General features: G+C 72.3%; 19 protein-coding genes. 12 read left to right on the top strand and 7 right to left on the bottom strand.

Translation table 11 applies throughout. The features are described from left to right. Nucleotides 1-33: 33 nt before the first annotated feature. From D1648_RS00905 to D1648_RS00915, 3 genes are read left to right on the top strand one after another with little or no spacing between them, the layout of a single operon-like run. The gene (locus D1648_RS00905) at nt 34-1,338 is read left to right on the top strand and encodes an alpha-hydroxy acid oxidase (protein ID WP_122938914.1); all 1,305 of its coding nucleotides are present in this window, start codon (nt 34-36) and stop codon (nt 1,336-1,338) included. Continuing rightward, entirely contained in the window at nt 1,335-2,336 is a 1,002-nt protein-coding gene (locus D1648_RS00910) for a 2-hydroxyacid dehydrogenase (RefSeq protein WP_122938915.1), read from the top strand. Before D1648_RS00905 ends, D1648_RS00910 begins: the two co-directional genes overlap by 4 nt. Further along, nucleotides 2,333-3,127 carry an SDR family NAD(P)-dependent oxidoreductase gene (locus D1648_RS00915; RefSeq protein ID WP_122938916.1) on the top strand — a complete coding sequence of 265 codons (795 nt, stop codon included), beginning with the start codon at nt 2,333-2,335 and terminating at the stop codon, nt 3,125-3,127. Before D1648_RS00910 ends, D1648_RS00915 begins: the two co-directional genes overlap by 4 nt. Here the strand turns inward: D1648_RS00915 and D1648_RS00920 are convergent. The 3 genes from D1648_RS00920 to D1648_RS00930 form a co-directional block, all read right to left on the bottom strand. Then, nucleotides 3,102-4,370 carry a nitrate/nitrite transporter gene (locus D1648_RS00920; protein ID WP_122938917.1) on the bottom strand — a complete coding sequence of 423 codons (1,269 nt, stop codon included), beginning with the start codon at nt 4,368-4,370 and terminating at the stop codon, nt 3,102-3,104. The genes D1648_RS00915 and D1648_RS00920 overlap by 26 nt on opposite strands. A gap of 7 nt (nt 4,371-4,377) precedes the next feature. Next, on the bottom strand, nt 4,378-5,484 hold the full coding sequence (locus D1648_RS00925) for a 2-keto-3-deoxygluconate permease (RefSeq protein ID WP_241155300.1): 1,107 nt from the start codon (nt 5,482-5,484) through the stop codon (nt 4,378-4,380). Between the two features lie 203 nt (nt 5,485-5,687). Further along, on the bottom strand, nt 5,688-6,632 hold the full coding sequence (locus D1648_RS00930; RefSeq protein WP_122938919.1) for a LysR family transcriptional regulator: 945 nt from the start codon (nt 6,630-6,632) through the stop codon (nt 5,688-5,690). A 285-nt stretch (nt 6,633-6,917) separates the two neighbouring features. Between D1648_RS00930 and D1648_RS00935 the strand changes: the two genes are divergently transcribed. Genes D1648_RS00935 through D1648_RS00945 form a run of 3 tightly spaced genes read left to right on the top strand, consistent with a single transcriptional unit; the run spans nt 6,918 to nt 10,178 of the window. After that, the gene (locus tag D1648_RS00935; protein WP_122938977.1) at nt 6,918-7,970 is read left to right on the top strand and encodes a tripartite tricarboxylate transporter substrate binding protein; all 1,053 of its coding nucleotides are present in this window, start codon (nt 6,918-6,920) and stop codon (nt 7,968-7,970) included. Continuing rightward, nucleotides 7,967-8,614: a tripartite tricarboxylate transporter TctB family protein gene (locus D1648_RS00940; RefSeq protein WP_122938920.1), complete on the top strand. Its 648-nt coding sequence runs from the start codon at nt 7,967-7,969 to the stop codon at nt 8,612-8,614. Before D1648_RS00935 ends, D1648_RS00940 begins: the two co-directional genes overlap by 4 nt. A gap of 1 nt (nt 8,615) precedes the next feature. Next, the gene (locus tag D1648_RS00945) at nt 8,616-10,178 is read left to right on the top strand and encodes a tripartite tricarboxylate transporter permease (RefSeq protein WP_122938921.1); all 1,563 of its coding nucleotides are present in this window, start codon (nt 8,616-8,618) and stop codon (nt 10,176-10,178) included. Between the two features lies 1 nt (nt 10,179). On the opposite strand, the gene D1648_RS00950 is transcribed toward D1648_RS00945, so the two are convergent. Next, nucleotides 10,180-10,941 carry an SDR family NAD(P)-dependent oxidoreductase gene (locus tag D1648_RS00950; RefSeq protein ID WP_122938922.1) on the bottom strand — a complete coding sequence of 254 codons (762 nt, stop codon included), beginning with the start codon at nt 10,939-10,941 and terminating at the stop codon, nt 10,180-10,182. A 329-nt stretch (nt 10,942-11,270) separates the two neighbouring features. On the opposite strand from D1648_RS00950, the gene D1648_RS00955 reads away from it, so the two are divergent. The 3 genes from D1648_RS00955 to D1648_RS00965 are packed head-to-tail and all read left to right on the top strand — an operon-like array spanning nt 11,271 to nt 14,414. Next, nucleotides 11,271-12,347, top strand: coding sequence for a zinc-binding dehydrogenase (locus D1648_RS00955; protein WP_122938923.1), 1,077 nt, complete (start codon nt 11,271-11,273; stop codon nt 12,345-12,347). After that, complete coding sequence (gene rhmD, locus D1648_RS00960) at nt 12,344-13,528, top strand: L-rhamnonate dehydratase (protein ID WP_122938924.1); 1,185 nt, start codon at nt 12,344-12,346, stop codon at nt 13,526-13,528. Before D1648_RS00955 ends, rhmD begins: the two co-directional genes overlap by 4 nt. Nucleotides 13,529-13,565: 37 nt before the next feature. Beyond that, nucleotides 13,566-14,414, top strand: coding sequence for a fumarylacetoacetate hydrolase family protein (locus D1648_RS00965; RefSeq protein ID WP_122938925.1), 849 nt, complete (start codon nt 13,566-13,568; stop codon nt 14,412-14,414). Nucleotides 14,415-14,505: 91 nt separating this feature from the next. Here the strand turns inward: D1648_RS00965 and D1648_RS00970 are convergent, their stop codons facing one another. Further along, a complete protein-coding gene (locus tag D1648_RS00970; RefSeq protein WP_122938926.1) occupies nt 14,506-14,994 on the bottom strand; it encodes a hypothetical protein in 489 nt (162 codons plus the stop codon). After that, nucleotides 14,991-16,475, bottom strand: a complete 1,485-nt coding sequence (locus D1648_RS00975; protein ID WP_122938927.1) for an Nramp family divalent metal transporter — start codon at nt 16,473-16,475, stop codon at nt 14,991-14,993. The genes D1648_RS00970 and D1648_RS00975 overlap by 4 nt, the downstream gene beginning before the upstream one ends. Nucleotides 16,476-16,842: 367 nt before the next feature. Here D1648_RS00975 and D1648_RS00980 point away from each other — a divergent pair, with 367 nt between their 5' ends. Further along, a complete protein-coding gene (locus tag D1648_RS00980; protein ID WP_122938928.1) occupies nt 16,843-17,811 on the top strand; it encodes a C-terminal binding protein in 969 nt (322 codons plus the stop codon). A 68-nt stretch (nt 17,812-17,879) separates the two neighbouring features. Here the strand turns inward: D1648_RS00980 and D1648_RS00985 are convergent, their stop codons facing one another. Then, entirely contained in the window at nt 17,880-18,668 is a 789-nt protein-coding gene (locus D1648_RS00985) for an SDR family NAD(P)-dependent oxidoreductase (RefSeq protein WP_122938929.1), read from the bottom strand. 190 nt (nt 18,669-18,858) lie between these two features. On the opposite strand from D1648_RS00985, the gene D1648_RS00990 reads away from it, so the two are divergent. Next, nucleotides 18,859-19,647, top strand: a complete 789-nt coding sequence (locus tag D1648_RS00990) for a FadR/GntR family transcriptional regulator (RefSeq protein WP_241155301.1) — start codon at nt 18,859-18,861, stop codon at nt 19,645-19,647. Between the two features lie 202 nt (nt 19,648-19,849). After that, entirely contained in the window at nt 19,850-21,568 is a 1,719-nt protein-coding gene (locus tag D1648_RS00995) for an IlvD/Edd family dehydratase (protein ID WP_122938978.1), read from the top strand. Nucleotides 21,569-21,840 lie beyond the last annotated feature (272 nt).

A 21,840-nucleotide genomic window follows, 5' to 3' on the forward strand; every position in this document is an offset into this window, starting at 1 on the left:
GAACCATCCCCACGCTCGAAGGAGAGAGACACCATGGCAGAGACCCGGCTCAGCGGAGCCCTCGGTTTCGCGAAGATGCTCGCCGCGGGAGGCTTCCGCCTCGACCCGGTGGCCTCCGCCCCCTCGATCGAGGACCTCCGCCGCCTCGCCCGCAGGCGCCTTCCCACGATGGCCTTCGACATCGTCGACGGCGCCTCCAACCACGAGATCACCCTCGAGTCGAACGTCGAGGACCTGCGCGAGGTGCGCTTCCGCCCCCGCTGGCTCACCGACATCTCCCGCATCGACACCGCCACGAGCGTGGACGGCATGGACCTCCAGCGGCCCTGGGTGCTCGGCCCCCTCGGCCTGCAGCGCATGATCGGCGGGGAGGGCGAGCTCGGCGCGGTGCGCGCCGCGGGCCGCGCGAACATCCCCTTCACCATCTCCACCGCCTCGAACTGGACGATGGAGGAGCTCGCCGAGCAGGCCACCGGCCCGCTCTGGTACCAGCTGTACATGTACAAGTCCGACGCCATCGTCGAGAACCTCATCTCCCGCGCCGAGGGGATCGGCGCCGAGGCGCTCGTCGTCACCGTCGACGTGCCCCTGAACGGCAAGCGGTACCGCGACCACCGCAACGGCATGTCCATCCCCCCGAGGATCACCCCGCGCAACGCCGTGCAGGCGGTCCGCCACCTCGACTGGACCCGCTCGATCATGCGCCCGCCGACGATCGGCTTCCGCAACCTCAAGGACCAGATCCAGGGCGACAACGCCGTCTCCCACCAGGAGTTCGTCGCCAAGTACCTCGCGAACCTCACCCTGACCTGGGAGAAGATCGAGGAGGTGCGGCGGCGCTGGGACGGCCCGCTGTACATCAAGGGCATCCTCACCCCCGAGGACGCCCGCCGGGCCCGCAACGCCGGCGCCGACGGCATCTACGTCTCCAACCACGGCGGCCGCCAGCTCGACTCCTCGCCCTCCAGCATCCGCGCGCTGCCGCGGATCGTCGACGAGGTCGGCGCGGAGATGACCGTCGTGTTCGACTCCGGGGTGCGCACGGGCGACGACATCGCCAAGGCCCTCGCCGTCGGCGCCGACCTCGTCTCCGTGGGCCGCGCCTGGGGCTACGGCAACGCCGCCGCGGGGGAGAAGGGCGTGCAGCGCGCGATCGAGATCCTCGACGAGGAGCTCGAGCTGGCCATGGGCCAGCTCGGCGCGACCAGCATCGCCTCCCTGGACCGCGGCTTCGTCGAGTACCCCGAGGCCTGGCACGGCCAGGGCATGCACCGCGAGCCCGAGACCGCCGCCCCCGACGCCACAGCCGTCCCCGCCCGAGAGGAGTCCCGCGCATGAGCACCCCCTGGAAGCTCGCCGTCACCGCCGACTACGCCGAGGCCGACGGCTCCACCATCTACGGCGACATCGGCCTGTGCGGCCTCGCCCAGGACGGCATCGACTGGTCCCTCGTCGAGACGCCGATCCGCCCGGGCGCCCTCGAGGGTTATGACGCCGTGCTCCTGCTCAGCGGCACCCCGCTGGGCCGCGCCCAGCTCGAGGGGGTCACCACCCTGCGTCACGTGGCCCGTTTCGGCGCCGGCTTCGACGCGGTGGACCTCGAGGCCTGCGACGAGCGCGGCATCACCGTCACCAACGCCCCCACCGGGCTGCGCGTGCCGATGGCGCACACCGCGCTGACCTTCCTCTTCGCCCTCGCCCACTCCCTGCTGCCCAAGGACCGCCTGGTGCGCGAGGCGGACTGGGGCCGCAAGGCAGAGTTCCGCGGCCCGGGGCTCGGCGCCGCGACGATCGGCATGGTGGGCCTGGGCGGGATCGGGCAGGAGACCGTGCGCCAGCTGCGCGCCCTCGACCTCGAGGTCATCGCCTGGAACCGCTCCCCACGCCCCGAGTTCTGCGCCGAGGTCGGGATCGAGCAGCTCGAGCTCGACGAGGTGATCTCCCGCAGCGACCACCTCATCCTCACCGTCGCCGCGAACTCCGGTACCCGCCACCTGATCGGCGCGCGCGAGCTCGCGATGATGAAGGACACCGCCTTCCTCATCAACATCGCCCGCGGCGCCGTGGTCGACGAGGGCGCGCTGATCACCGCCCTGCAGGAGGGCACGATCGCCGGGGCCGGCCTCGACGTCTTCGAGGTCGAGCCGCTCCCGGCCGACAGCCCCCTGATCGGGCTCGAGAACGTGGTGCTCTCCCCGCACGCGCTGTGCTGGACCGCGGACTTCGCCGCCGCGACCGGTGCGGAGGCGCTCGCCGAGGTGCGCGCGGTCGCCGCCGGACGGGCCCCGCAGAACGTCGTGAACACACCGCGCAGCAGGACGGAGGCCGAGCGATGAGCGAGCGCTCCGCCGCCGACGAGGCCCGCATCGAACGCCTCACCTGCGTCATCACCGGCGCCGCCTCGGAGCGCGGCATCGGCCGAGGGGTGGCCCTCACCCTCGCCCGGCACGGCCGCCCCCTCGCCCTGCTCGACCTCGACGAGGACGGCCTCGTCACCGCTGCCGAGGCGGCCCGCGCGGCCGGGGCGCCGCACGTGGTCACCGCGCGCGTAGACATCGCCGACGAGGCCTCGGTCGACACGGCGCTCACCGCCGTCGAGCAGGACGAGGGAGCGCCCGCCGTCGGGGCGCTCGTCTCCTGCGCGGGCATCGCGAACCCCACCCCCTTCCTGGAGATGACCAGCGCGGCGTTCGAACGGACCCTGCGCATCAACACCCTGGGCACCTTCCACCTCGCCCGCCGCGTGCTGCCCGGCATGCTCGACCAGGGCCTGGGGCGGATTCTCGCGATCGGCTCGACCGCCGCGCAGGACGGCGGCGGCAATTACTCCACCAGCGCCTACGCCGCCTCGAAGGCCGGGGTGGAGGGGCTGCTGCGCGGCCTGGCGAAGGAGACGGCCGGCACCGGCGTCACCACCGCCGTGATCGCCCCGGCGAACATCGACACCGACATCATGGGCGGGCGCCTCGAGGGGGAGCGGCGCGAGCAGTTCGTGGCCCGCACCCCCGTGGGACGGCTCGGCACCACCGAGGAGCTCGGCGAGCTGGTCGCCTATCTCGTCGGCGCCCACGGCGGCTTCACCACAGGAGCGACCTACAACCTCAACGGCGGCCTGCGGGTCGGGTGAGGGACGAGCCGGCACCGGTGCGACCGGTGAGCAGCAGCCCGAGCGCGACGGCGGCCATGAGCACGCCCGTCGAGGCGAAGGCCGTGCGATAGTCCCCGAGCGTCGCCGCGCCGTCGGGGGCGCGCAGGTCGAGAACGACGCCGATCAGCAGCACCGCGAGCAGCGAGGTGGAGTACCCGCCGATGTTCACCATCCCGGTGGCGGTGCCGATCGCGCGCGTCGGCACCCCGGTGCGGGCGAGGTCGAAGCCGACGGAGCAGGTCGCCGAGCCGACCGCGAGCGCGACCATGAGCGGCACCAGCTGCCAGGCCGTGAGCGGCGTCGGGATGAGCAGGATCGCGGTCCAGGCCAGGACGAGGATCGCTCCCGCGATCCCGCCGAGCAGCACCCGGTGCTGCGGGAAGCGGCCGGTGAGGAGCCCGATGAGAGGGCCGAGAGCCACCATCACCACGACGTTCAGGGTCAGCAGCGCCCCCACCTCGGCCGCGCCGAGCCCGTGCCCCTCGGTGAGGAACGGGACGCCCCACAGGAACATGAAGGCGTTGACCGTCGTGAGGGTGAGCGCGTGGAGGAAGAATCCCGACCACGCCGGGCGCGAGGTGAACACGGCGCGCAGGAGCGCCCCTGCGCGCGCCCGCTGAGGCACCGCGGCGCCCGGCTCCTCGGGCGGCGCGTCCTGCACGAGGGCGAGCGCGAGCAGCACGCTGAGCAGCAGCAGGAGCGCGAGCCCAGACCAGGCAGCGGTCCATCCCGCGCCGAGCAGCAGGGCCAGGAAGGGCACCGCGGCGACCGCCTGCCCGAACTGGCCGATCATGGTCGCGAGCTGCGTGAACACCGGCACCTGCCCGGTGGGGAACCAGCTCGCGATCAGCCGGACCACGCTGATCAGCGTGGCCGCATCACCCATGCCGGTCAGCAGCCGCCCCAGCAGCGCCACCGGCACCCCGGTCGCGAGAGCGAGCAGCAGCTGCCCCACCGCCATCGTCACCGCCCCGAGGACCAGCATCCGGCGCGGCCCGATCCGGTCCAGCAGCAGGCCGGCGGGGATCTGGGCCGCGGCGTAGGTGCCCAGCTGCACCACGCCGAACAGGCTCAGCACCGTCCCGTCCACGCCGAAACGCGCTGAGGCCTCGACCCCGGCGACGCCGAAGGCCGCACGCCCGGAGACGGCGCAGAGGTAGGCGAACACCCCGACCGCCCAGACCAGGTGGGCGCGGGTGAGGCGGGGACGCGGGCCGGTCATCGATGCATCAGCGGCGTCCGGTGGCGGGGTCGAGGTCCTCGTCGCGGCCCTGTCCTGGCTCGGCGGCCGCGTGGACTCCCGCACCTGCCGCGGCGGGTAGCGGCTCGCCGCGTTCGTCGAGGCCGTCCTCGTCCGGGTTGCTCAGCGCTCCGTGGCGGCGCAGGAACCAGGCGGCGATGAGCGGGGCGGTGATCGCCGAGATCAGCACCGCGGTCGCGACCTGGACTGTCGCGACGTCCACGTACTGTTCGAAGCGGGGATCCGCGGAGGCGATGATCGCGGGGGTGACGATCGAGTTCCCCGCCGCGGTCCCGGCGGCGAAGCCGATCCCGGAGCGCTTCCCTCGGCGCAGCAGGAAGCGGTAGGCGAGGTACGTGGTGCCGCCGGTGAAGGGCGTGACGAGCAGGCCGAGCACGATCCCGGTGATCCCGCCGGTGAGGATCGCGCTGATGTCGATGCCGGTGCCCAGGCCGAAGGCGAAGAAGGGGATCACGATCGCCGGGACCGGTCGCAGGATCTCGGTCCAGCGGTGGTCGATGTTGCCCACCACGATCCCGAGCACGAGCGGGATGATGGCGGCAGCGAAGGCGTCCAGCGGGATGGAGCCGAGGCCCGCCGCGCCGATGAAGAGCATCGTGAAGAAGGGCCCGTCGTTCACTGCGGAGGCGACGTAGGCGCCGCGGTCGGTGCGCGTGCCGTACTTGCCCGTGAAGGCGAGCCAGATCCCGCCGTTGGAGTTGTCGAAGGTCGCGAGCATCGCGAGGATCGAGATCCCGAGCAGGCCGTCCAGGCCCACGGTGAAGCCGAGGCCCACCACGAGCAGGCCGGGGACGAGGGTCTTGCCCAGCAGGATCGCGCCCGTCGTGCCGGCGACCGGGCCGATCGAGCGAGGCGTGATCTGCATGCCGGTCGCGAAGATGACCAGCGCCATCAGCGGCATCGGGGTGGCGAAGAGGGCGGTGGTGAAGCTGCCGAGCTCGAGGACGCCGGGCGCGGTGGTGCCGACGATCGCGCCGAGCACGAGCGGGATCACCATGGTGCCGCCGGGGATGCGGTCCATCGTGCCGTACAGAGGGGAGCGGAGCGTCGAGGGATCGGGGGAGCGGTCGGTCACGGAAACTCCTTCTTGCCTCATCACGAGAAGGTCGGCGCGGTGGGTGCTGCCCGCTCGGTCAGGGCCGGAGAGCCCGAGGCAGCAGGACTATAGGATCTACGGTGCGCGGCGGGGCGTCAACCACCAGCCCCGTGCCGGGTGTCCCGGCGCCGCGCGCCGACGATCAGCGCCGCCCTGCGTGGATCAGCGCCACCCTGCGTGGATCAGCGCTGCGCGGGACGGACCCCGGCCGGCGGGGCGGCCGCGAGGATCGCGCGGAAGACGACGTCGACGCTCGGCGAGGGCGCCGAGCGTCGATCCCGGGTCGCCGCCACCTGGCGTCCCTCCGCCAGGGAGCCGACGGGAGCGACGACCATCCCGGTCGTGTCGCTGATGCGCGCCGCCAGGGCGTTCAACACCCCGACACCGAGCCCCGCCCGGGCCAGGTTCACCACCGACTGCGGCTGCTCGGACTGCCAGGCCAGCGGGATCTCCAGCCCCCAGGCGCTCAGCGCACCGCCCGTGTCGGGGTCGACGGCGGCACCGGGCCGGGCGATCGCGATCAGCGGGTGCTCGGTGAGGCCGTGCGGGTCCAGCGGCTCGCGCACCTGGTCGTCTACGGGAAGGAGCGGATGGCCCGGCGGCACCACGGCCACGAAGTGCTCGGTCCACAGGTGCACGCTGAGCAGGTCGTCGGAGGGCGGGTCGGAGGCGAGCGAGTGGATCGCGATGTGGAAGCGACCGGCGGCGATGCCCGAGACCAGGTCGGGGGTGGTGTGCTCGGTCAGCTGGACCCGCAGCTGCGGGTGCTCGGCGTGGACCGCCGCGAGCACTCCGGGGAGGAACCCCGCGCTCACGCTCGGATGGCAGCCGATGACCACGCGCCCGCGCAGCGTGCCGGAGTGCTCGTCGACCGCCTCTGCCCCGCGCTCGAGCGCCGCGAGCACCTCGCGGGCATGGGGGAGGAAGGCGCTGCCGAGCTCGGTCGGGCGCACGGGGCGATGGCTCCGATCGACCAGGATCCCGCCGAGGGCGCGCTCGAGAGCGGCGACGTGGGTGCTCACCCGGGACTGCGCCCGGTGCAGGGCCCGTGCCGCGGCGGAGAAGCTCCCGTGGTCGACGACGGCCACGAAGGTCTCCAGCCAGTCGGTCTGCTCGATGCGGGGCACAGGGGTCCTCTCAGGTCGGGTGCGGGCGGGTCACGATCTGATCTCGCGGCCTCGTGAGCTGTCGTCGTCGGCGCAGGTCAGCCGCCGTCTGTGACGCATCTTACCAATCTCGGATATAGGATTTCGCGATCGCGGATCGCCGCCACGCCGAGCCGCGACGACCTCGTTGGTAGCTTTCTGAGCACCTCGACGACGAGGCCTCCAGCCCTTCCCCGCACGCCGCAGTGCGGAGGAGCCCGCCTCGTCGTGACCGTCCTCGACCCGCACGACGAAGTGGAGTCCGTCATGACGCACACCCCCCGCCCCCGCTCCCGCAGCCTGGTCTCCGGTATCGCCGGCCTCGCCGCGCTCGCCCTCGTCGCCGCCGGATGCTCAGGCGGCGCCGGAGGCGGAGGCGGTGCCGACTCCGAGGCGATCCAGGGCTGCAACGACATCGCCCCCGACTACCCCAGCGGTCCCGTCGAGCTCATCGTGCCCTGGGCGGCCGGCGGCGGCACCGACGGCGTCGCCCGGCTCATCGGCGACCAGCTCTCCGGCCAGCTCGGCACGAACGTCAACGTCGTCAACCGCACCGGCGGCTCGGGCGTCGTCGGCCATCAGGCGATGGTGGACGCCGAGCCCGACGGTCAGACGATCGGCCTGGTCACCGTCGAGATCGGGATGATGCACCACCAGGGCCTGACCGACATCAGCGGCGAGGACCTCGCCGCGATCTCGCAGATGAACGAGGACGGCGCGGGGATCACCGTCGCCGCCGACGCCGAATGGGAGACCGCCGAGGACCTGCTGAGCTACATCGAGGAGCATCCCGGCGAGGTCACGGCCTCCGGGACCGGCCAGGGCGGCATCTGGCACCTGGCGCTGCTGGGCATGCTGCTGGACAACGACCTCCCGGTCGACGCGGTGAACTTCGTGCCCTCCGACGGTGCGGCGCCGGCCCTCCAGGAGCTCGTCGCCGGCGGCATCGACATGACCACCAATGCGCTCGGGGAGTCGAAGACCATGCTCGACTCCGATCGCGCCAAGGCGCTGGGCGTGATGGGCACCGAGCGCGACCCGAACTTCCCCGACGTCGAGACCCTCGAGGAGCAGCTCGGCTCGGACTACTCGATGTCCGTCTGGCGGGGGATCGCCGGGCCGAAGGGCCTGGACGCGAACGTCGTCGAGGAGCTCGAGTGCCACCTCGGCCTGATCGCGGAGTCCGAGGAGTTCACCCAGTTCATGGCCGACTCGGGGCTCGGCGTGAAGTACGCCGGAGCGGAGGACTTCCAGACCCTGATGCGCGAGGACGACGTGCAGAAGGGCGAGGTCATGGAGCAGGCGGGGCTGGCCGAGTGACCGCCGCCGATCCGATCTCGACGCCCCCGCGCGGGCCGCTGCGGCAGAACCTCCTCATCGGCGTCCTCTCGGTGCTCGCCGGGGCGGTCGTCATCCCCTACGGCGCCTCCATGCCGTACATCCGCGAGGGGATCCCCGGCCCCGGCCTGTTCCCGATGATGATCGGCGGCCTGCTGATCCTCTTCGGCGTGCTGCTCCCGCTGTCCACCTGGATCGGCGCTCGCCGGGAGGGGCGCCGTCGGCACCGGGCCGGCGCCGGCGGGGGCGCCGCCGCGCCCGGGGACGGGGACGGGTCCGAGGCCTTCGCCCTGCCCGGGGCGGCCGTCCAGGACGCCGACGGGGACACCCCGGTCGAGGCGCTCGAGACCGCCGGCGTGATGGACACCGACGTCGGCTCCGACGGGCCTCGACGCTGGATCAACGGCGCGATCCTCCTGGTAGGCATCCTCGCCTACGTGCTGCTCGCACCGGTGCTGGGCTTCCCGATCACCATGGCGCTGCTGGTCATCGCCATCGTGCGGTCACTTCGGGCCTCCTGGCTCGCAGCGGTCCTCACCGGCGTCCTGGCCTCCCTGGGGCTGTGGGGGCTGTTCGAGCAGGTGCTGCTGGTGCAGCTCCCCGACGGCCTGATCAGGGGGTTCTGAGATGATCCAGGATGTCGAGAGCGCCCTGCTGCTGGTCGCCGATCCGACCACGATCCTGGTCGTCGTGCTGTCGGCCGTGTTCGGACTGGTGATCGGCGCGCTGCCGGGGATGACCGCGACGCTCGCGGCGGCTCTGCTGGTGCCCTTCACCTTCTTCCTCGACCCGGTCCCGGCGATCGCGGCGATCATCACCATGTCCGCGATGGCGATCTTCGCCGGCGACATCCCCAGCGCGCTGCTGCGGATCCCCGGCACCCCCTCCTCGGCGGCCTACACCGAGGACGCCTTCGCCCTGACCCGCAACGGGAAGGGGACGATCGGCCTGGGCATCTCGCTGGTCGCCTCGGTCCTCGGCGGACTCTTCGGGTCCGTGCTGCTCATCTTCGTCTCCCCGATCCTCGGGGAGTTCGCCCTGCGCTTCACGAGCTACGAGTACTTCTGGGTGGCCGTGCTCGGACTCACCGCAGCGGTCATCGTCTCCAAGGGGTCGCAGCTCAAGGGCGGGATCGCGCTGATGGCGGGACTGCTCGTCTCCACGGTCGGTCTGGACGTGACGCTCGGGCATCCGCGCTTCACCTTCGGTCAGGAGCAGCTGTACCGGGGTGTGGACTTCATCGCCGCGATGATCGGCCTGTTCGGGCTCTCCGAGGTGCTGCGCGCGGTCACGGCGAGGCGCGGCGACTCGATGCCGATCCCGAAGATGGAGGGCAGGGGCACGATCCGGCCGACCCTGAGGGGCATCTGGCGGAACAGGGCACGAGTGGGCTCCGGCTCGGTGATCGGCGGCGTCGTCGGCGCGCTGCCCGGCGCGGGCGCGGACATCGCGGCCTGGATCGCCTACGCCGTCACCCGCTCCACGAGCCGGGTCCGTCCGGGCAGGGGCAGGAGCGAGAAGGAGGCTGCGGATGATCAGCGCATCGAGGCGATCAGCGGTGCCTCCAGCGCGAACAACGCCGGGATCGCCTCCGCCTACGTGCCGACCCTCGCCTTCGGCATCCCCGGGGACACCATCACGGCGATCCTCATCGGCGTGCTGCTGGTCAAGGGCATCACGCCCGGTCCGGACCTGTTCCTCTACCAGACCGACACGCTGTACTCGCTCTACATCATCTTCATCGTCGCCAACCTGCTGCTGCTCCCGCTCGGCTTCCTGCTGATCCGCGTCTCGGGCATGGTGCTGCGCATCCCGCGCTCGATCCTCATGGGGCTGATCGTCGCGATCTCGATCTGCGGGGCCTTCGCCATCAACAACGGCTACCTCGAGATCGGGCTCATGGTCCTGTTCGGGGTGATGGGCTATCTGTTCGAGAAGGGCGGGATCCCGCTCGCACCGGTGGTGCTCGGCATCGTCCTGGGCCCGATCGTGGAGCGGAACTTCATGCAGTCGGTGATCAAGACGAACTGGGACCTCACGCAGTTCTTCACCCGCCCGATCAGCGCAGTGCTCATCGTGCTGGTGGTCCTCGCGATCGCCTCGGTGCCCCTGATGGGCTGGCTGGGACGTCGCGCCGAGAGGGCGGTGTCGCGGCAGGGGGCCGAGGGCCGCACTCCCGCGGGGGCCTGACTCAGCTGCGCGTGCGCAGGTTCGTCATCCCGCCGTCGATCGGCAGCAGCACGCCGGTGGTCGAGCGGTTGCGCGGCGAGGCGAGATAGCAGTGCGCCTCGGCGACCTCCTCCGGCTCGACCAGCCGCCCGTGGGGCTGGCGGGCGTCCAGCGCGGCGCGCTCCGCCTCCGGGTCGTCGGCCTTCTCGAGGAGGCGGCCGATCCAGGGCGTGTTCGCCGTGCCCGGGACCACGGCGTTGACGCGGATCCCGTCGGCGACCCAGTCCGCCGCCATCGCGAGGGTCATCGACTGCACTGCGCCCTTCGAGGCGGAGTAGAGCACCCGATCGGGCAGGCCGAGCACCGAGGCGATCGATGCGGTGTTCACGACCGCGGCGGCCTCGGAGCGGCGCAGGTGGGGGAGCGCGGCGGTGGTCACGCGGGCCACCGAGACCACGTTCACGTCGAGCACGCGCGCCCACTCGGCGTCGTCGTTCGCGTCGACCTCGCCCTGGGCGCCGATGCCGGCGTTGTTGATGACGATGTCGATCCCGCCGAGCTCCTCGGCCGCACGGTCCACGGCGGCGCGCACCGCTGCGGTGTCGGTGACGTCGACCTGGATCCGCAGCGCACCCTCCGGAGCGCCGCTCGGGTCGAGATCGAGGGCGGCGGTCGCGGCGCCGCGTGCCTGGAGCGCACGGATCGTGGCCGCGCCGATGCCGGCGCCGCCCCCGGTCACGATGGCCGTGAGTCCGGCGAATTCCAGCTCGGATGCAGCAGTCATGGGGTGTTCTCCTCGTCGAGTGGTCTTCCGTGCAGGATATGGGATGAGCGCGCGACGGGGGAGAGGGGATCGCCCCATGATCGCGAAGGACGAAGCGATGACGGTGCCGAACCCCGCCACGGCCTCTGACGTCCCAGGTGAGGCGCGACATAGAGCTGCTCTCCCCGCTCCGGATACTGGATTCCCGGAAGGCGGATGATGTGCAGGCCCGTTGGGGGTCGCACCGCTGATAGCGTCGGTGAGCGAGCATGGAGTGCCGCGACGCGACGTCGCCGACCCCGCGGACATCCTATGTCTCGCCCTCTTCTCCCGACCGCCCAGGAGCCCTCGTGCGAGCACTCGTCCTGACCGACTTCCACCAGCTCGACCTCGTCGAGGTCGAGCGCCCCGAGCCCGGGCCGGGCGAGGTGCTGCTGCGGATCTGCGCGACCGGCATCTGCGGCTCCGACTTCCACGGCTTCACCGGCGAGAACGGTCGGCGCGTGCCCGGCCAGATCATGGGGCACGAGTCCTCGGGAACGATCGCCGCGCTCGGCGAGGGCGTGGACCCCGCGACACTGCCGCTCGGCGCCCCGGCGACGTTCAACCCCGTCGTCGTGCCGCCGGAGCAGGCCGAGGAGTTCCGCGGCCGCGAGCAGCACGCCCCCGGGAAGCAGGTCATCGGGGTGGCCCAGGATCGCGCCGCCTCCTTCGCGGACTACGTGGTGGTGCCCGCCCGCAACGTGCTGCAGCTCGACCCGGCCATGCCGCTGCCGCTCGGCGCGCTCATCGAGCCCCTCGCCGTCGCCGTCCACGCCGTGGGCCTGGCCCGCCCCCTCCCCGAGGAACGGGCGCTCGTCGTCGGCGGCGGCCCGATCGGTCAGAGCGCGGTCCTCGCGCTCCAGCGGGCCGGGCTCACCGCGATCGCGGTGTCCGAGCCGGACCCGCAGCGCCGCGAGCTCATCACCTCCCTCGGCGCGGCCGCGCTGGACCCCGCCGACGGGCCCCTGCCCGAGCAGCTCGCCGCCGCCCTGGGCGGCCCCGCGGACCTCGCCGTCGACGCCGTCGGCGTCACCCCCACCCTCGCCGACGCCCTCACCGCGACCCGGCTCGGCGCCCGCATCGTCCTGGTGGGCATGGGCTCGCCGCGGCTCGAGCTCTCGGCCTTCGCCGTCAGCACCGAGGAGCGCACGATCCACGGCTCCTTCACCTACACCGCCCAGGACTTCGCCGACGCGACCGCCTGGATCGGCGAGCACGCCGAGCAGGCCGCCGTGCTGGTCAGCCGCATCATCGGCCCCGAGGAGGCGCATGAGGCCTTCACGGCCCTCGCCGCCGGGCGCGGCCCGGCCGGCAAGATCCTGGTCCGCTTCGACCACGACGAGACCGACCCCGCCACCGCCGAGACCGAGGAGGCCCGCGCATGAGCGCCTCGCACCGCACCATCGCCCACGTCCGCGCGTTCACCGTCACCGGCGGCGGCGCCGACTACCACGACCAGGGCGCGGACCACTGGATCGACGACCACATCTCGACCCCCATGTCCGTCTACCCCGAGTACGCGCAGTCCCGTCAGTCCTTCGGGCTGAACGTGCTGGGCACTCTCATGGTCGAGATCGAGGCGGACGACGGCACCGTCGGCTTCGCCGTCTCGACCGGCGGGGAGATCGGCGCCTGGATCGTCGAGAAGCATCTCGCCCGCTTCCTCGAAGGGGCCCGGGTCACCGACATCGAGCGGATCTGGGACCAGATGTACCGCTCGACCCTCTTCTACGGCCGCCGCGGCATCGTGCTGAACACGATCAGCGCTGTCGACCTCGCCCTCTACGACCTGCTGGGCCGGCTCCGCCAGGAGCCCGTCTTCGCGCTGCTCGGCGGGCCCGTGCGCGAAGAGCTGACCATGTACGCCACCGGCGCCCGGCCGGACGTCGCGAAGCAGCTCGGGTTCATCGGCGGGAAGATGCCGCTGCACCACGGCCCGGCCGACGGCGAGGAGGGCATGGAGAAGAACATCGCCCTGCTCGCCGACATGCGGGAGAAGGTGGGTGACGACTTCTGGCTCATGTACGACTGCTGGATGTCGCTCGACCTCGACTACGCCACCCGCCTCGCCCACCGCGCCCACGAGCACGGGCTGCGCTGGCTCGAGGAGGCGCTGATCCCCGACGACTACTGGGGCTACCGGCAGCTGCGCCGCGACGCGCCGAAGGGCATGCTCATCACCACCGGCGAGCACGAGGCGACCCGCTGGGGCTTCCGCCAGCTGCTCGAGATGGGCTGCGCCGACATCATCCAGCCCGACGTGGGCTGGTGCGGCGGCATCACGGAGCTGCTGAAGATCTCCGCGCTCGCCGACGCGCACGGCGCGATGGTGGTCCCGCACGGCTCCTCCGTGTACTCGTACCACTTCGTCGTCACGCGCACGAACAGCCCCTTCAGCGAGTTCCTCATGATGCATCCGACGGCGGAGGAGATCGTGCCGATGTTCTCCCCGATGCTGCTGGGCGAGCCGGTGCCGGAGAACGGGAGGATCCGCGTCCCGGACACCCCCGGCTTCGGGGTCGAGTTCAACCCCGAGATCCCCACCCGCCGCCCCTACACCCACTGACACACTGGTCATGATCCGCACCTGCGAAGGAGAACCCATGGAACTGCGACGACTCGGACCCCTCGGCGCGGAGAAGCCCGCCCTCGTCGGCGACGGCGTCACCTACCGCCTCGAGTCCCTCACCGACGACATCACCGGCGCCTTCCTCGCGGACGGCGGCATCGAGAAGGCCGCCGCGGCCCTCGCCGCCGGCGACCTGCCCGTCTGGGAGGGCGCGGAGAGCGAGCGCATCGGCGCACCGATCGCCCGCCCCGAGGCCGTGATCTGCATCGGCCAGAACTACGCCGAGCACGCCGCGGAGTCCGGCGCCGAGCCGCCCAGCACCCCGATCGTGTTCTTCAAGCACCCGAACACCGTGGTGGGCCCGAACGACGAGGTGCCGATCCCGCCGCGCGCGACCAAGGTCGACTGGGAGGTCGAGCTCGGCGTGGTGATCGGCCGCCGCGCCTCCTACCTGAAGGACGAGCAGGAGGCGCTCGACGTCATCGCCGGCTACGTCACCAGCCACGACGTCTCCGAGCGCGACTTCCAGATCGCCGAGTCCGGCGGCCAGTGGTCCAAGGGCAAGTGCGCCGAGAACTTCAACCCCGTCGGCCCCTCGCTGGTGCCGGCCGCCGAGATCGAGCCGCAGGCGCTGCGCCTGTGGTCGAGCGTGAACGGCGAGGCGCGCCAGGACTCGACCACGTCCTACATGATCTTCACGGTCGCGCAGCTCGTGCACCACCTCAGCCAGTTCATGGTGCTCTCGCCCGGCGACCTCCTCAACACCGGCACCCCGCAGGGCGTGGCCCTCTCCGGCCGCTTCCCGTATCTCACGGACGGCGACGTGGTGGAGATGGGCATCGAGGGCCTGGGCGAGCAGCGCTCGGTCTTCGTCCAGCGCTGACGCGGTCGGCCGCCGGGCCGAGCCCCGGCGGCCCGGCGGCGCGATGCCGTGCGGGCGCCGCGCAGCCGCCAGGCAGGCGCGGCGGGCAGGGTCAGCGGGCGGCGGCCAGCCCCTCGTCGATCCGGTGCACGGCCCGGGCATTGCGCCACATGAGCACCACGGCGGGGAGCGCGAGCAGCAGCAGCGCCAGTGCGAAGGCCGGATTCCATGCCCAGGCCACGGTCGCCAGGCCGCCGACCAGCACCGTGAGCAGCAGCATCACCCGACGATTGCGCTCGTAGGCCTCGCGCATGTCGGCGAGCTCCGCCTTGAGCGCGTCCTGCTCGGCTGACGTGCGGGCCTTCGGCCCGCGGGCTGCCGCCACCGCGTCCCGGCGCGCCCGACGGGAGGTGGTGACCAGTCGCATCGCATAGGCGACCGCGCCGACCAGCACGAGCGCGAACCCGATCCAGTTCTCCCGGGAGGCGAACAGCCAGGAGAGCACGAGGCACGAGGCGATCGCGATCAGGTAGACGGGGGTGCGCATGTTCCCGGATCCTCTCACGGCGGTCGTCGGTCCGGAGGCGGAGGCGGTGCTCATCCCAGGAAGTCCTGGAAGAACTGGACCAGCGCGACGAGTCCGAATCCGAACAGCGCCAGGGAGCTGATCGCCACCAGCACCTGGAGCGGCCGCCTCATCCGGAACTCGGGAGCGAGCACCTTGTACTCGGTCCAGAGCTGCGCGAAGCCCCAGAGGCCCAGGGACAGCACGCCGCCGAGGATCCCCGCGAAGGAGATCACCGCGGTGTAGCTGATGCCGCTGAACAGCAGCACCGTCGCGCCCACGAACGTGTACGCGGCCACGCCGGTGCGCACCTTCTGCCAGTTCGCCGGGTCCCGCAGGGCCTTGAAGCTCGGGGCGAAGCTCTCGCGGAAGGTGTACGGGTAGATCGTCGAGAACAGCGCCTGCAGGGATCCGAAGAAGGCCGCCCAGATGGCGAGCTGGTACAGGTAGACCAGCACCGGGGAGATCATCGAGAAGAACGCCGCCTGGTCGGTGAGGATGTCGTCGTCCCCGGGCACGGTGCGCGCCGCCTCGGTCCCCAGCACCACGTCGCCGAGCACCAGGAAGGTGACCGCGAGGATCGCCACGGAGACGAAGGAGGCCAGCACGTCCAGCTGCACCGCTCGCAGCCAGGCGCGCCCGTTGCCGAGGTTCTCGGCGTCGGCGGCCAGCGGGATGCGCGCCGAGTCGGTGTCCAGGCGGCGCAGCTTCTCCTCGAGCTCGGCGTGGTTCGGCGAGCCCAGCAGGCCCCAGCGCTTCTCGCGCAGGGAGCCCACGTAGCCGATGTAGTCGTAGGTGCCGCCGCCGAGTGCGCCGAGATAGGCGATGATCTCGAGAGGGATCGGGCGGGAGGCGACGTCCGGGAAGTCGTCGCGCACCCAGGCGGGGTACTCGCCGGGCACGTTGGGGATCAGGCCCTTCAGCGCGTCGAGCCACGGCGGGTTCGAGACGAACACCGCGACGAAGGAGAACAGCACCATCAGGCCGACCACCACGGTCTGGAAGTTCTCGACGATCTTGAAGCTGCGCAGGAACACCGTGGCGAAGCCGATGATCCCCCAGACCATGCCCCAGATCATGGGGTCGATGTCGGTGTGGAAGGCCCAGTTCGACCACTGGCCGAGTCCCTTGAAGTAGGCCACCGCCCAGGAGGGGAAGCAGACCACCGCCAGCACGCCAAGCAGCAGCGCGAGCCAGTTGCGGGGCCCGGGAATGATCTCCGCCCAGCGCTGGAAGGGGTGCTCGCCGGTGAGGACGATGTACCGCCCGCCGGAGTAGACGATCGCGGCCTTCATGATCGCGCAGAACACGAAGGTCCACAGGATCGCCATCCCGAACACGGCCCCGCCGCGGGAGGAGGAGAAGATCTCGCCGTTGCCGATGGTGACGGAGGCGAGGATCATCCCGGGGCCGGTGAACGCGATCAGGTTCCCGAAGCTCCATTTCTTGAGCCGGGGGTCGGCCTCGGGGAACCTCAGCTCCCCGAGCCCGAGCTTCTCTGGCTGTCCTGTGGTCATCTCTGCTGGTCCTCCTTCGGGCCGAGCGGGGATCCCGGGGAGGGACGGCGACGTCGCCGTGCAGGTCCGACGGGAGGTGGGACGGGCGGTGCGTGAGGTGCGGGCTCCCGACGACGGGGGCCCGCGTCGCGAGCTCGCACCGGGGTGATGCGGGCCACGTCACGTACGGCCTGAACAGTAGGTGCGTCGGAACGGCTCGTCAAGCATTTCCTACAGGATCGAGGTGTGTCGGCGAGGCGTGTGCGGGCGGTCGGGCCGTCTTCGCCTCGATCGGTCGATGGTGCTCGTTCGGATCCAATAGGAAGACTATCGTCGGCAGGGCCCGCTCCACCTGACGGAGCGTTCCAGCGAGCACGAGGAGTGAGCGATGAAGATCGTCATCGTGGACAGCGACAACGAGAGCTTCGAGCAGGAGGAGGAGGTCACCTCCCGGCTCGGCATCGAGCTCACCCGCGCCCAGGCGACCGACGAGCAGCAGGTGATCGACGCGGCCCGCGACGCCGACGGGATCCTGGTGCAGTACGCCCCGCTCAGCGCCGCCGTGATGGATGCCCTGCCCGGGCTGAAGGCCATCGGCCGCTACGGCGTCGGCGTGGACACCGTCGACGTCGAGGCGGCCACCGCGCGCGGCATCGCCGTGTGCAACGTGCCCGACTACGGCGTGCAGGACGTCAGCGACCATGCGATCGCGCTGACCCTGTCGGTGGTGCGCGGCACGGCCCAGCTCGACCGCCTGGTTCGCGCGGGCGAATACGGGCTGGTCCCGGTCAAGCCGCTGCACCGCGTCTCGACGCTCCGCTTCGGCGTCGTGGGCCTCGGTCGGATCGGGGCGGCGACCGCGGTGAAGGCCCGCGCGCTCGGCTTCACCGTCGTCGGCAGCGACCCGCAGCTCGAGGTGGGCACCCGCACCGCCGACGGCATCGAGGTGGTTGACTTCGACACCGTGCTCGCCACCAGCGACGTGATCAGCCTGCATGTGCCGCTGATCCCGTCCACCCACCACCTGATCGGCGAGCAGACGCTGGGCCGGATGAAGCCCGGCGCGGTGCTGGTGAACACCTGCCGCGGCGGGGTCGTGGACCCCGCCGCGCTCGCACGGGCCCTGCAGGACGGGCGGCTGAAGGGCGCGGGGCTGGACGTCTTCGAGCAGGAGCCGCTGCCGGCGGACAGCCCGCTGCTGGACTGCCCCAGCGCGGTGCTCACCCCGCACGCCTCCTGGTACAGCGAGGAGTCCTACGCCGAGCTCAAGACCCGCGTCGCCGAGGCGGTCGCCGCGGTGATCCGCGGCGAGAGCCCGCGCGACATCCTGAACCCCGAGGTCCTGGACCGCGCCTGACCTGCGCACATGCCGCAGGTGGTGTCCCCGCGGGAACGCCCCTTCGTCATGCGGTCCGGGGCGCCCGCTCAGTGGATGTGGGAGCCGCCGTTGATGTCCAGGGTGACGCCGGTGAGGTAGCCGCCGTCGCGCCCCAGCAGGAAGGCGATGCCGCCCGCGACGTCCTCGACCGTGCCCACGCGGCCCACCGGCAGCTCCTGCAGCAGGAACTCCTTGCGCTCGTCGCTCAGCCGGCCGCCCATGATGTCGGTGTCGATCGAGCCCGGCGCGACCGAGTTCGCCGTGATCCCGTACTCGCCCAGCTCCCGCGCCCAGGTCTTCGCCATGCCCAGCAGCGCGGCCTTCGACCCGGAGTACGCGGCCCGGCCGTACACGCCGCCGCCCCGCTCGGCGGAGGCGGAGGAGACGTTCACGATCCGGCCCAGGCTGTGGCGCCGGAACACCTCCACGGCCTCGCGGGTGACGAAGAAGGTGCCGTGGACGTTCACGTCGAACACCCGCTTCCACTCCTCGGTGGAGACCTCGGTGAACGGGGTGGGGGAGGAGATCCCGGCGTTGTTCACCACGCCCACCAGCTGTGGCAGCTCCTCGTCGACGCGGCGCACCGCCTCGATCACCGCCTGCTCGTCGGCGATGTCGACGCCGAGCCCGAGCGCAGGGGTGCCGTGCTCGCGCGTGATCTGCTCGGCGACCTGAGCCGAGGCGTCCCCGTCGAGGTCCAGCACCGCGACGGCCCAGCCCTCCCTCGCCAGCCGGTGAGCGGTCGCGCGGCCGATCCCGCGCTCGGAGGCCGCGCCGGTGACGATCGCGGTGGGGGTCTCGGGGAAGTCGGAGGCCGGGTACGGGGTGAGCGCCATGGTCAGGGGGCTCCTTCGCGATGAGGGGGCGTCGTTGCTGCCGGTGACACCGTACGACGGCCCGGCGCGGCGGCGCCCCGGGCGTCCCCGGGCTGGGATCGGCGCCGAGGCCGGGCGCGACCGCTCGGGCGCGACGGATCGGAACCGGCGGATACTGTGGCGCGCAGTCCCGCCGATCCGAGGAGGCGCCGTGCCCGCACCCGTCCTGCACAGCGAGGTGGTCCGCGTGCTGGGCGAGGAGATCGTGGGCGGGGTGCTCCCCGCGGGCCACGTCCTGAGCCTCGCCGGGATCGAGGAGCGCTTCTCCCGCTCCCGCACCGTGGTGCGCGAGGCGGTGCGGGTGCTCGAGTCCCTGGGGCTGGTGGTCCCGAAGCGCCGCGTAGGCGTGACGGTGCAGCCCAGCTCCGCCTGGTCCGTGCTGTCGCCGCAGGTGATCGCGTGGCGGCTGGCCTCCGACGCCCGGGAGGAGCAGCTGCGCAGCCTCACCCAGCTGCGGCAGGCGGTCGAGCCCGCCGCCGCCCGGGCCGCGGCGCTGCGGGTCGCCGAGCACCCCGGCGGCGCCCGGAAGGGTGGAGGCCATGCTGCCGCGCCCGACAGCGCCGACGCTGATCCGTCGGCCGACGACGCGGGTGCCGACCACCAGCCGGTGGCCGCGCTCCTCGCCGCCGCCTCGCGCCTCCACGAGCTCGGCCTGCGCGGGGAGGGTACGGGGGAGGAGTACATCGAGGCCGATGTCGCCTTCCACGGCCTGCTCCTGCGGGCGAGCGGGAACGAGATGTTCGCGGCGCTGGAGTCGACGATCGCGGAGGTCCTGCGCGGCCGGGCGCAGCTGGGCCGCAATCCCGAGTGGCCGACCCGTCGGGCGCTCGACCTCCACCTCGAGCTCGCCCGCGCGATCGAGGAGGGGTGTGCAGAGGTGGCCGAAGCGGCCGCGCACGCGATCGCGGGCGACGTCCTGCGCGAGATCGGCGGCGAGTAGCCCGGGCGGGTCCCCGTCCCCGGGTCCGTGCCCGCCTGCGCGCCAGGGCGCCGGGTCGTGCCCGGAGTGCCCAGCAGCTGCAAATGGTGTTACCTTTTGCGTGATGCGTCGCCCGCGCTCCACCGTCGGAGCGTCCGAGGTCTCCACCGCCGGAACCCCCGTCGGCCGCGGCGCCCACCGCACTCCCGAGAGGATCTCCGACATGTCGGATCTGCGCAGCGCCCAGTGGTACGTCGGCGATGACCGCAACGCCTACATCCACCGCGCATGGATGCGGCGCGGTCTGCCCGCCTCCGCCTTCGAGGGCACCCGCCCCCACATCGCGATCGCGAACACCGCGAGCGACCTCGTGCCCTGCAACATGCACCTGGGCGAGGTCGCCCGCTCTGTCTCGAACGGCATCCACGAGGCAGGCGGCATCCCCCTCGAGCTGCCTGTGATGGGACTCGGCGAGACTCTCGTCCGCCCCACCGCGATGCTCTGGCGGAACCTCGCCGCGATGCAGATGGAGGAGATGGTCCGCGCCAACCCCGTCGATGGCGTGGTCCTGCTCGGCGGCTGCGACAAGACGATCCCCTCGCTGCTCATGGCCGCCGCGTCCGTCGGGATCCCCGCGCTGGTCGTGCCCGGCGGGCCGATGCTCTCGGGCACCTTCCGCGGCAAGCCGCTCGGCTGCGGCACCGACGTGTGGAAGCTCAGCGAGGACGTGCGCGGCGGAGGGCTCTCCGAGAAGGACTTCCTCGCCTCGGAGTCCTCCATGATCCGCTCCAAGGGGCACTGCAACACGATGGGCACCGCCTCGACGATGGGTCTGGTCGCCGAGGCGCTCGGCATGGTGCTCCCGGGCCTCGCCGGCACCCCGGCCCCCGATGCGCGGCTGCTCGAGGGCGCCCACGCGAGCGGACGTCGGATCGTCGAGGTGGTCGGCGAGGGGCTCACCCCGCAGCGCGTCATCACCGAGGCCTCCGTGCGCAACGCGATCGTGGCGCTCGCCGCGATCGGCGGCTCCACCAACGCGGTCGTGCACCTGCTCGCGATCGCGGGGCGACTGGGCCTGGACATCTCGCTGGACGACTTCGACAGCGTCGGGGCCGACGTCCCGCTGCTGGTGAACCTCCAGCCCTCCGGGCAGCACCTGATGGACGACCTCTTCCGCGCCGGCGGCTTCCTCGCCGTGCTGAAGGAGGTCCGCGACCTGCTGGACACCTCGGCGCTGACCGTCTCCGGCCGGCCGCTCGTCGATCACCTCGAGGATGCCCGCAGCTGGGACCACGACGTGATCGCCACGCGTGAGGAGCCCCTGCAGGAGAAGGCCGGCATCGCCGTGCTGCGCGGCAGCCTCGCCCCGGGCGGCGCGATCGTGAAGCCCTCGGCCGCGACCCCGGCGCTGCTCCAGCACCGCGGGCCCGCCGTCGTCTTCGACTCGATCGAGGACTTCCGCGCCCGCATCGACGACCCCGACCTCGAGGTCGACGAGCACTCCGTGCTGGTGCTGCGCGGCTGCGGTCCCAAGGGCTACCCGGGCATGCCCGAGGTCGCGAACATGCCCCTTCCCCGCAAGCTCCTGGAGCGCGGGGTGCGGGACATGGTGCGCATCTGCGACGGCCGCATGAGCGGCACCGCGTACGGCACCGTGGTGCTCCACGTGACCCCGGAGGCGGCCGACGGCGGGCCGCTGGCCCTGGTGCGCACCGGCGACATCGTCGTGCTGGACGTCGCGGCGCGCCGCCTGGACGTGGAGGTCGACGCCGAGGAGCTCGCCTCCCGCACCCCGGACGAGGCCACCCTCGCCGGCTGCGCGAAGCCCGAGCGCGGCTGGCAGCGGCTCTACGTCGAGCACGTGACCCAGGCGAGCACCGGCGCCGACCTGGACTTCCTGGTCGGGGCCAGCGGGCACGAGGTGCACCGTGAGTCGCACTGAGGCCTGGCCGGCCCGCTGCGGGCCCGTGCGCCGGGCTCGCCGTGCGGGGCCACGTGCTGAGCTCCCCCTCCCCGGGCCCGCTCGGCTCGCTGCGCGACCTGGCATGGTCAGGCGCTGGCGGTGGGCGTCCGGCTGTGCCACATGTGGCGTAGTGGTACGCCCACCGCCACCAGGTGACCACGGCCGGGTCCAGTCTGCCCCGAGCCGCCCCGAGCCGCCCCGAGCGCTCCGATGAGTGCGCCGCCATCTGCTGCGCGCGACCCGCTGGCCTG

Origin of the sequence: Brachybacterium sp. EE-P12 (assembly GCF_003711805.1) — a bacterium.
Taxonomy (GTDB): domain Bacteria; phylum Actinomycetota; class Actinomycetes; order Actinomycetales; family Dermabacteraceae; genus Brachybacterium.

Coding starts and splice junctions, on each gene's coding strand:
- D1648_RS00905 (WP_122938914.1), top strand. CDS start 34: ATGGCAGAGACCCGGCTCAGCGGAGCCCTCGGTTTCGCGAAGATGCTC.
- D1648_RS00910 (WP_122938915.1), top strand. CDS start 1,335: ATGAGCACCCCCTGGAAGCTCGCCGTCACCGCCGACTACGCCGAGGCC.
- D1648_RS00915 (WP_122938916.1), top strand. CDS start 2,333: ATGAGCGAGCGCTCCGCCGCCGACGAGGCCCGCATCGAACGCCTCACC.
- D1648_RS00920 (WP_122938917.1), bottom strand. CDS start 4,370: ATGACCGGCCCGCGTCCCCGCCTCACCCGCGCCCACCTGGTCTGGGCG.
- D1648_RS00935 (WP_122938977.1), top strand. CDS start 6,918: ATGACGCACACCCCCCGCCCCCGCTCCCGCAGCCTGGTCTCCGGTATC.
- D1648_RS00945 (WP_122938921.1), top strand. CDS start 8,616: ATGATCCAGGATGTCGAGAGCGCCCTGCTGCTGGTCGCCGATCCGACC.
- D1648_RS00950 (WP_122938922.1), bottom strand. CDS start 10,941: ATGACTGCTGCATCCGAGCTGGAATTCGCCGGACTCACGGCCATCGTG.
- rhmD (WP_122938924.1), top strand. CDS start 12,344: ATGAGCGCCTCGCACCGCACCATCGCCCACGTCCGCGCGTTCACCGTC.
- D1648_RS00965 (WP_122938925.1), top strand. CDS start 13,566: ATGGAACTGCGACGACTCGGACCCCTCGGCGCGGAGAAGCCCGCCCTC.
- D1648_RS00970 (WP_122938926.1), bottom strand. CDS start 14,994: ATGAGCACCGCCTCCGCCTCCGGACCGACGACCGCCGTGAGAGGATCC.
- D1648_RS00975 (WP_122938927.1), bottom strand. CDS start 16,475: ATGACCACAGGACAGCCAGAGAAGCTCGGGCTCGGGGAGCTGAGGTTC.
- D1648_RS00980 (WP_122938928.1), top strand. CDS start 16,843: ATGAAGATCGTCATCGTGGACAGCGACAACGAGAGCTTCGAGCAGGAG.
- D1648_RS00985 (WP_122938929.1), bottom strand. CDS start 18,668: ATGGCGCTCACCCCGTACCCGGCCTCCGACTTCCCCGAGACCCCCACC.
- D1648_RS00995 (WP_122938978.1), top strand. CDS start 19,850: ATGTCGGATCTGCGCAGCGCCCAGTGGTACGTCGGCGATGACCGCAAC.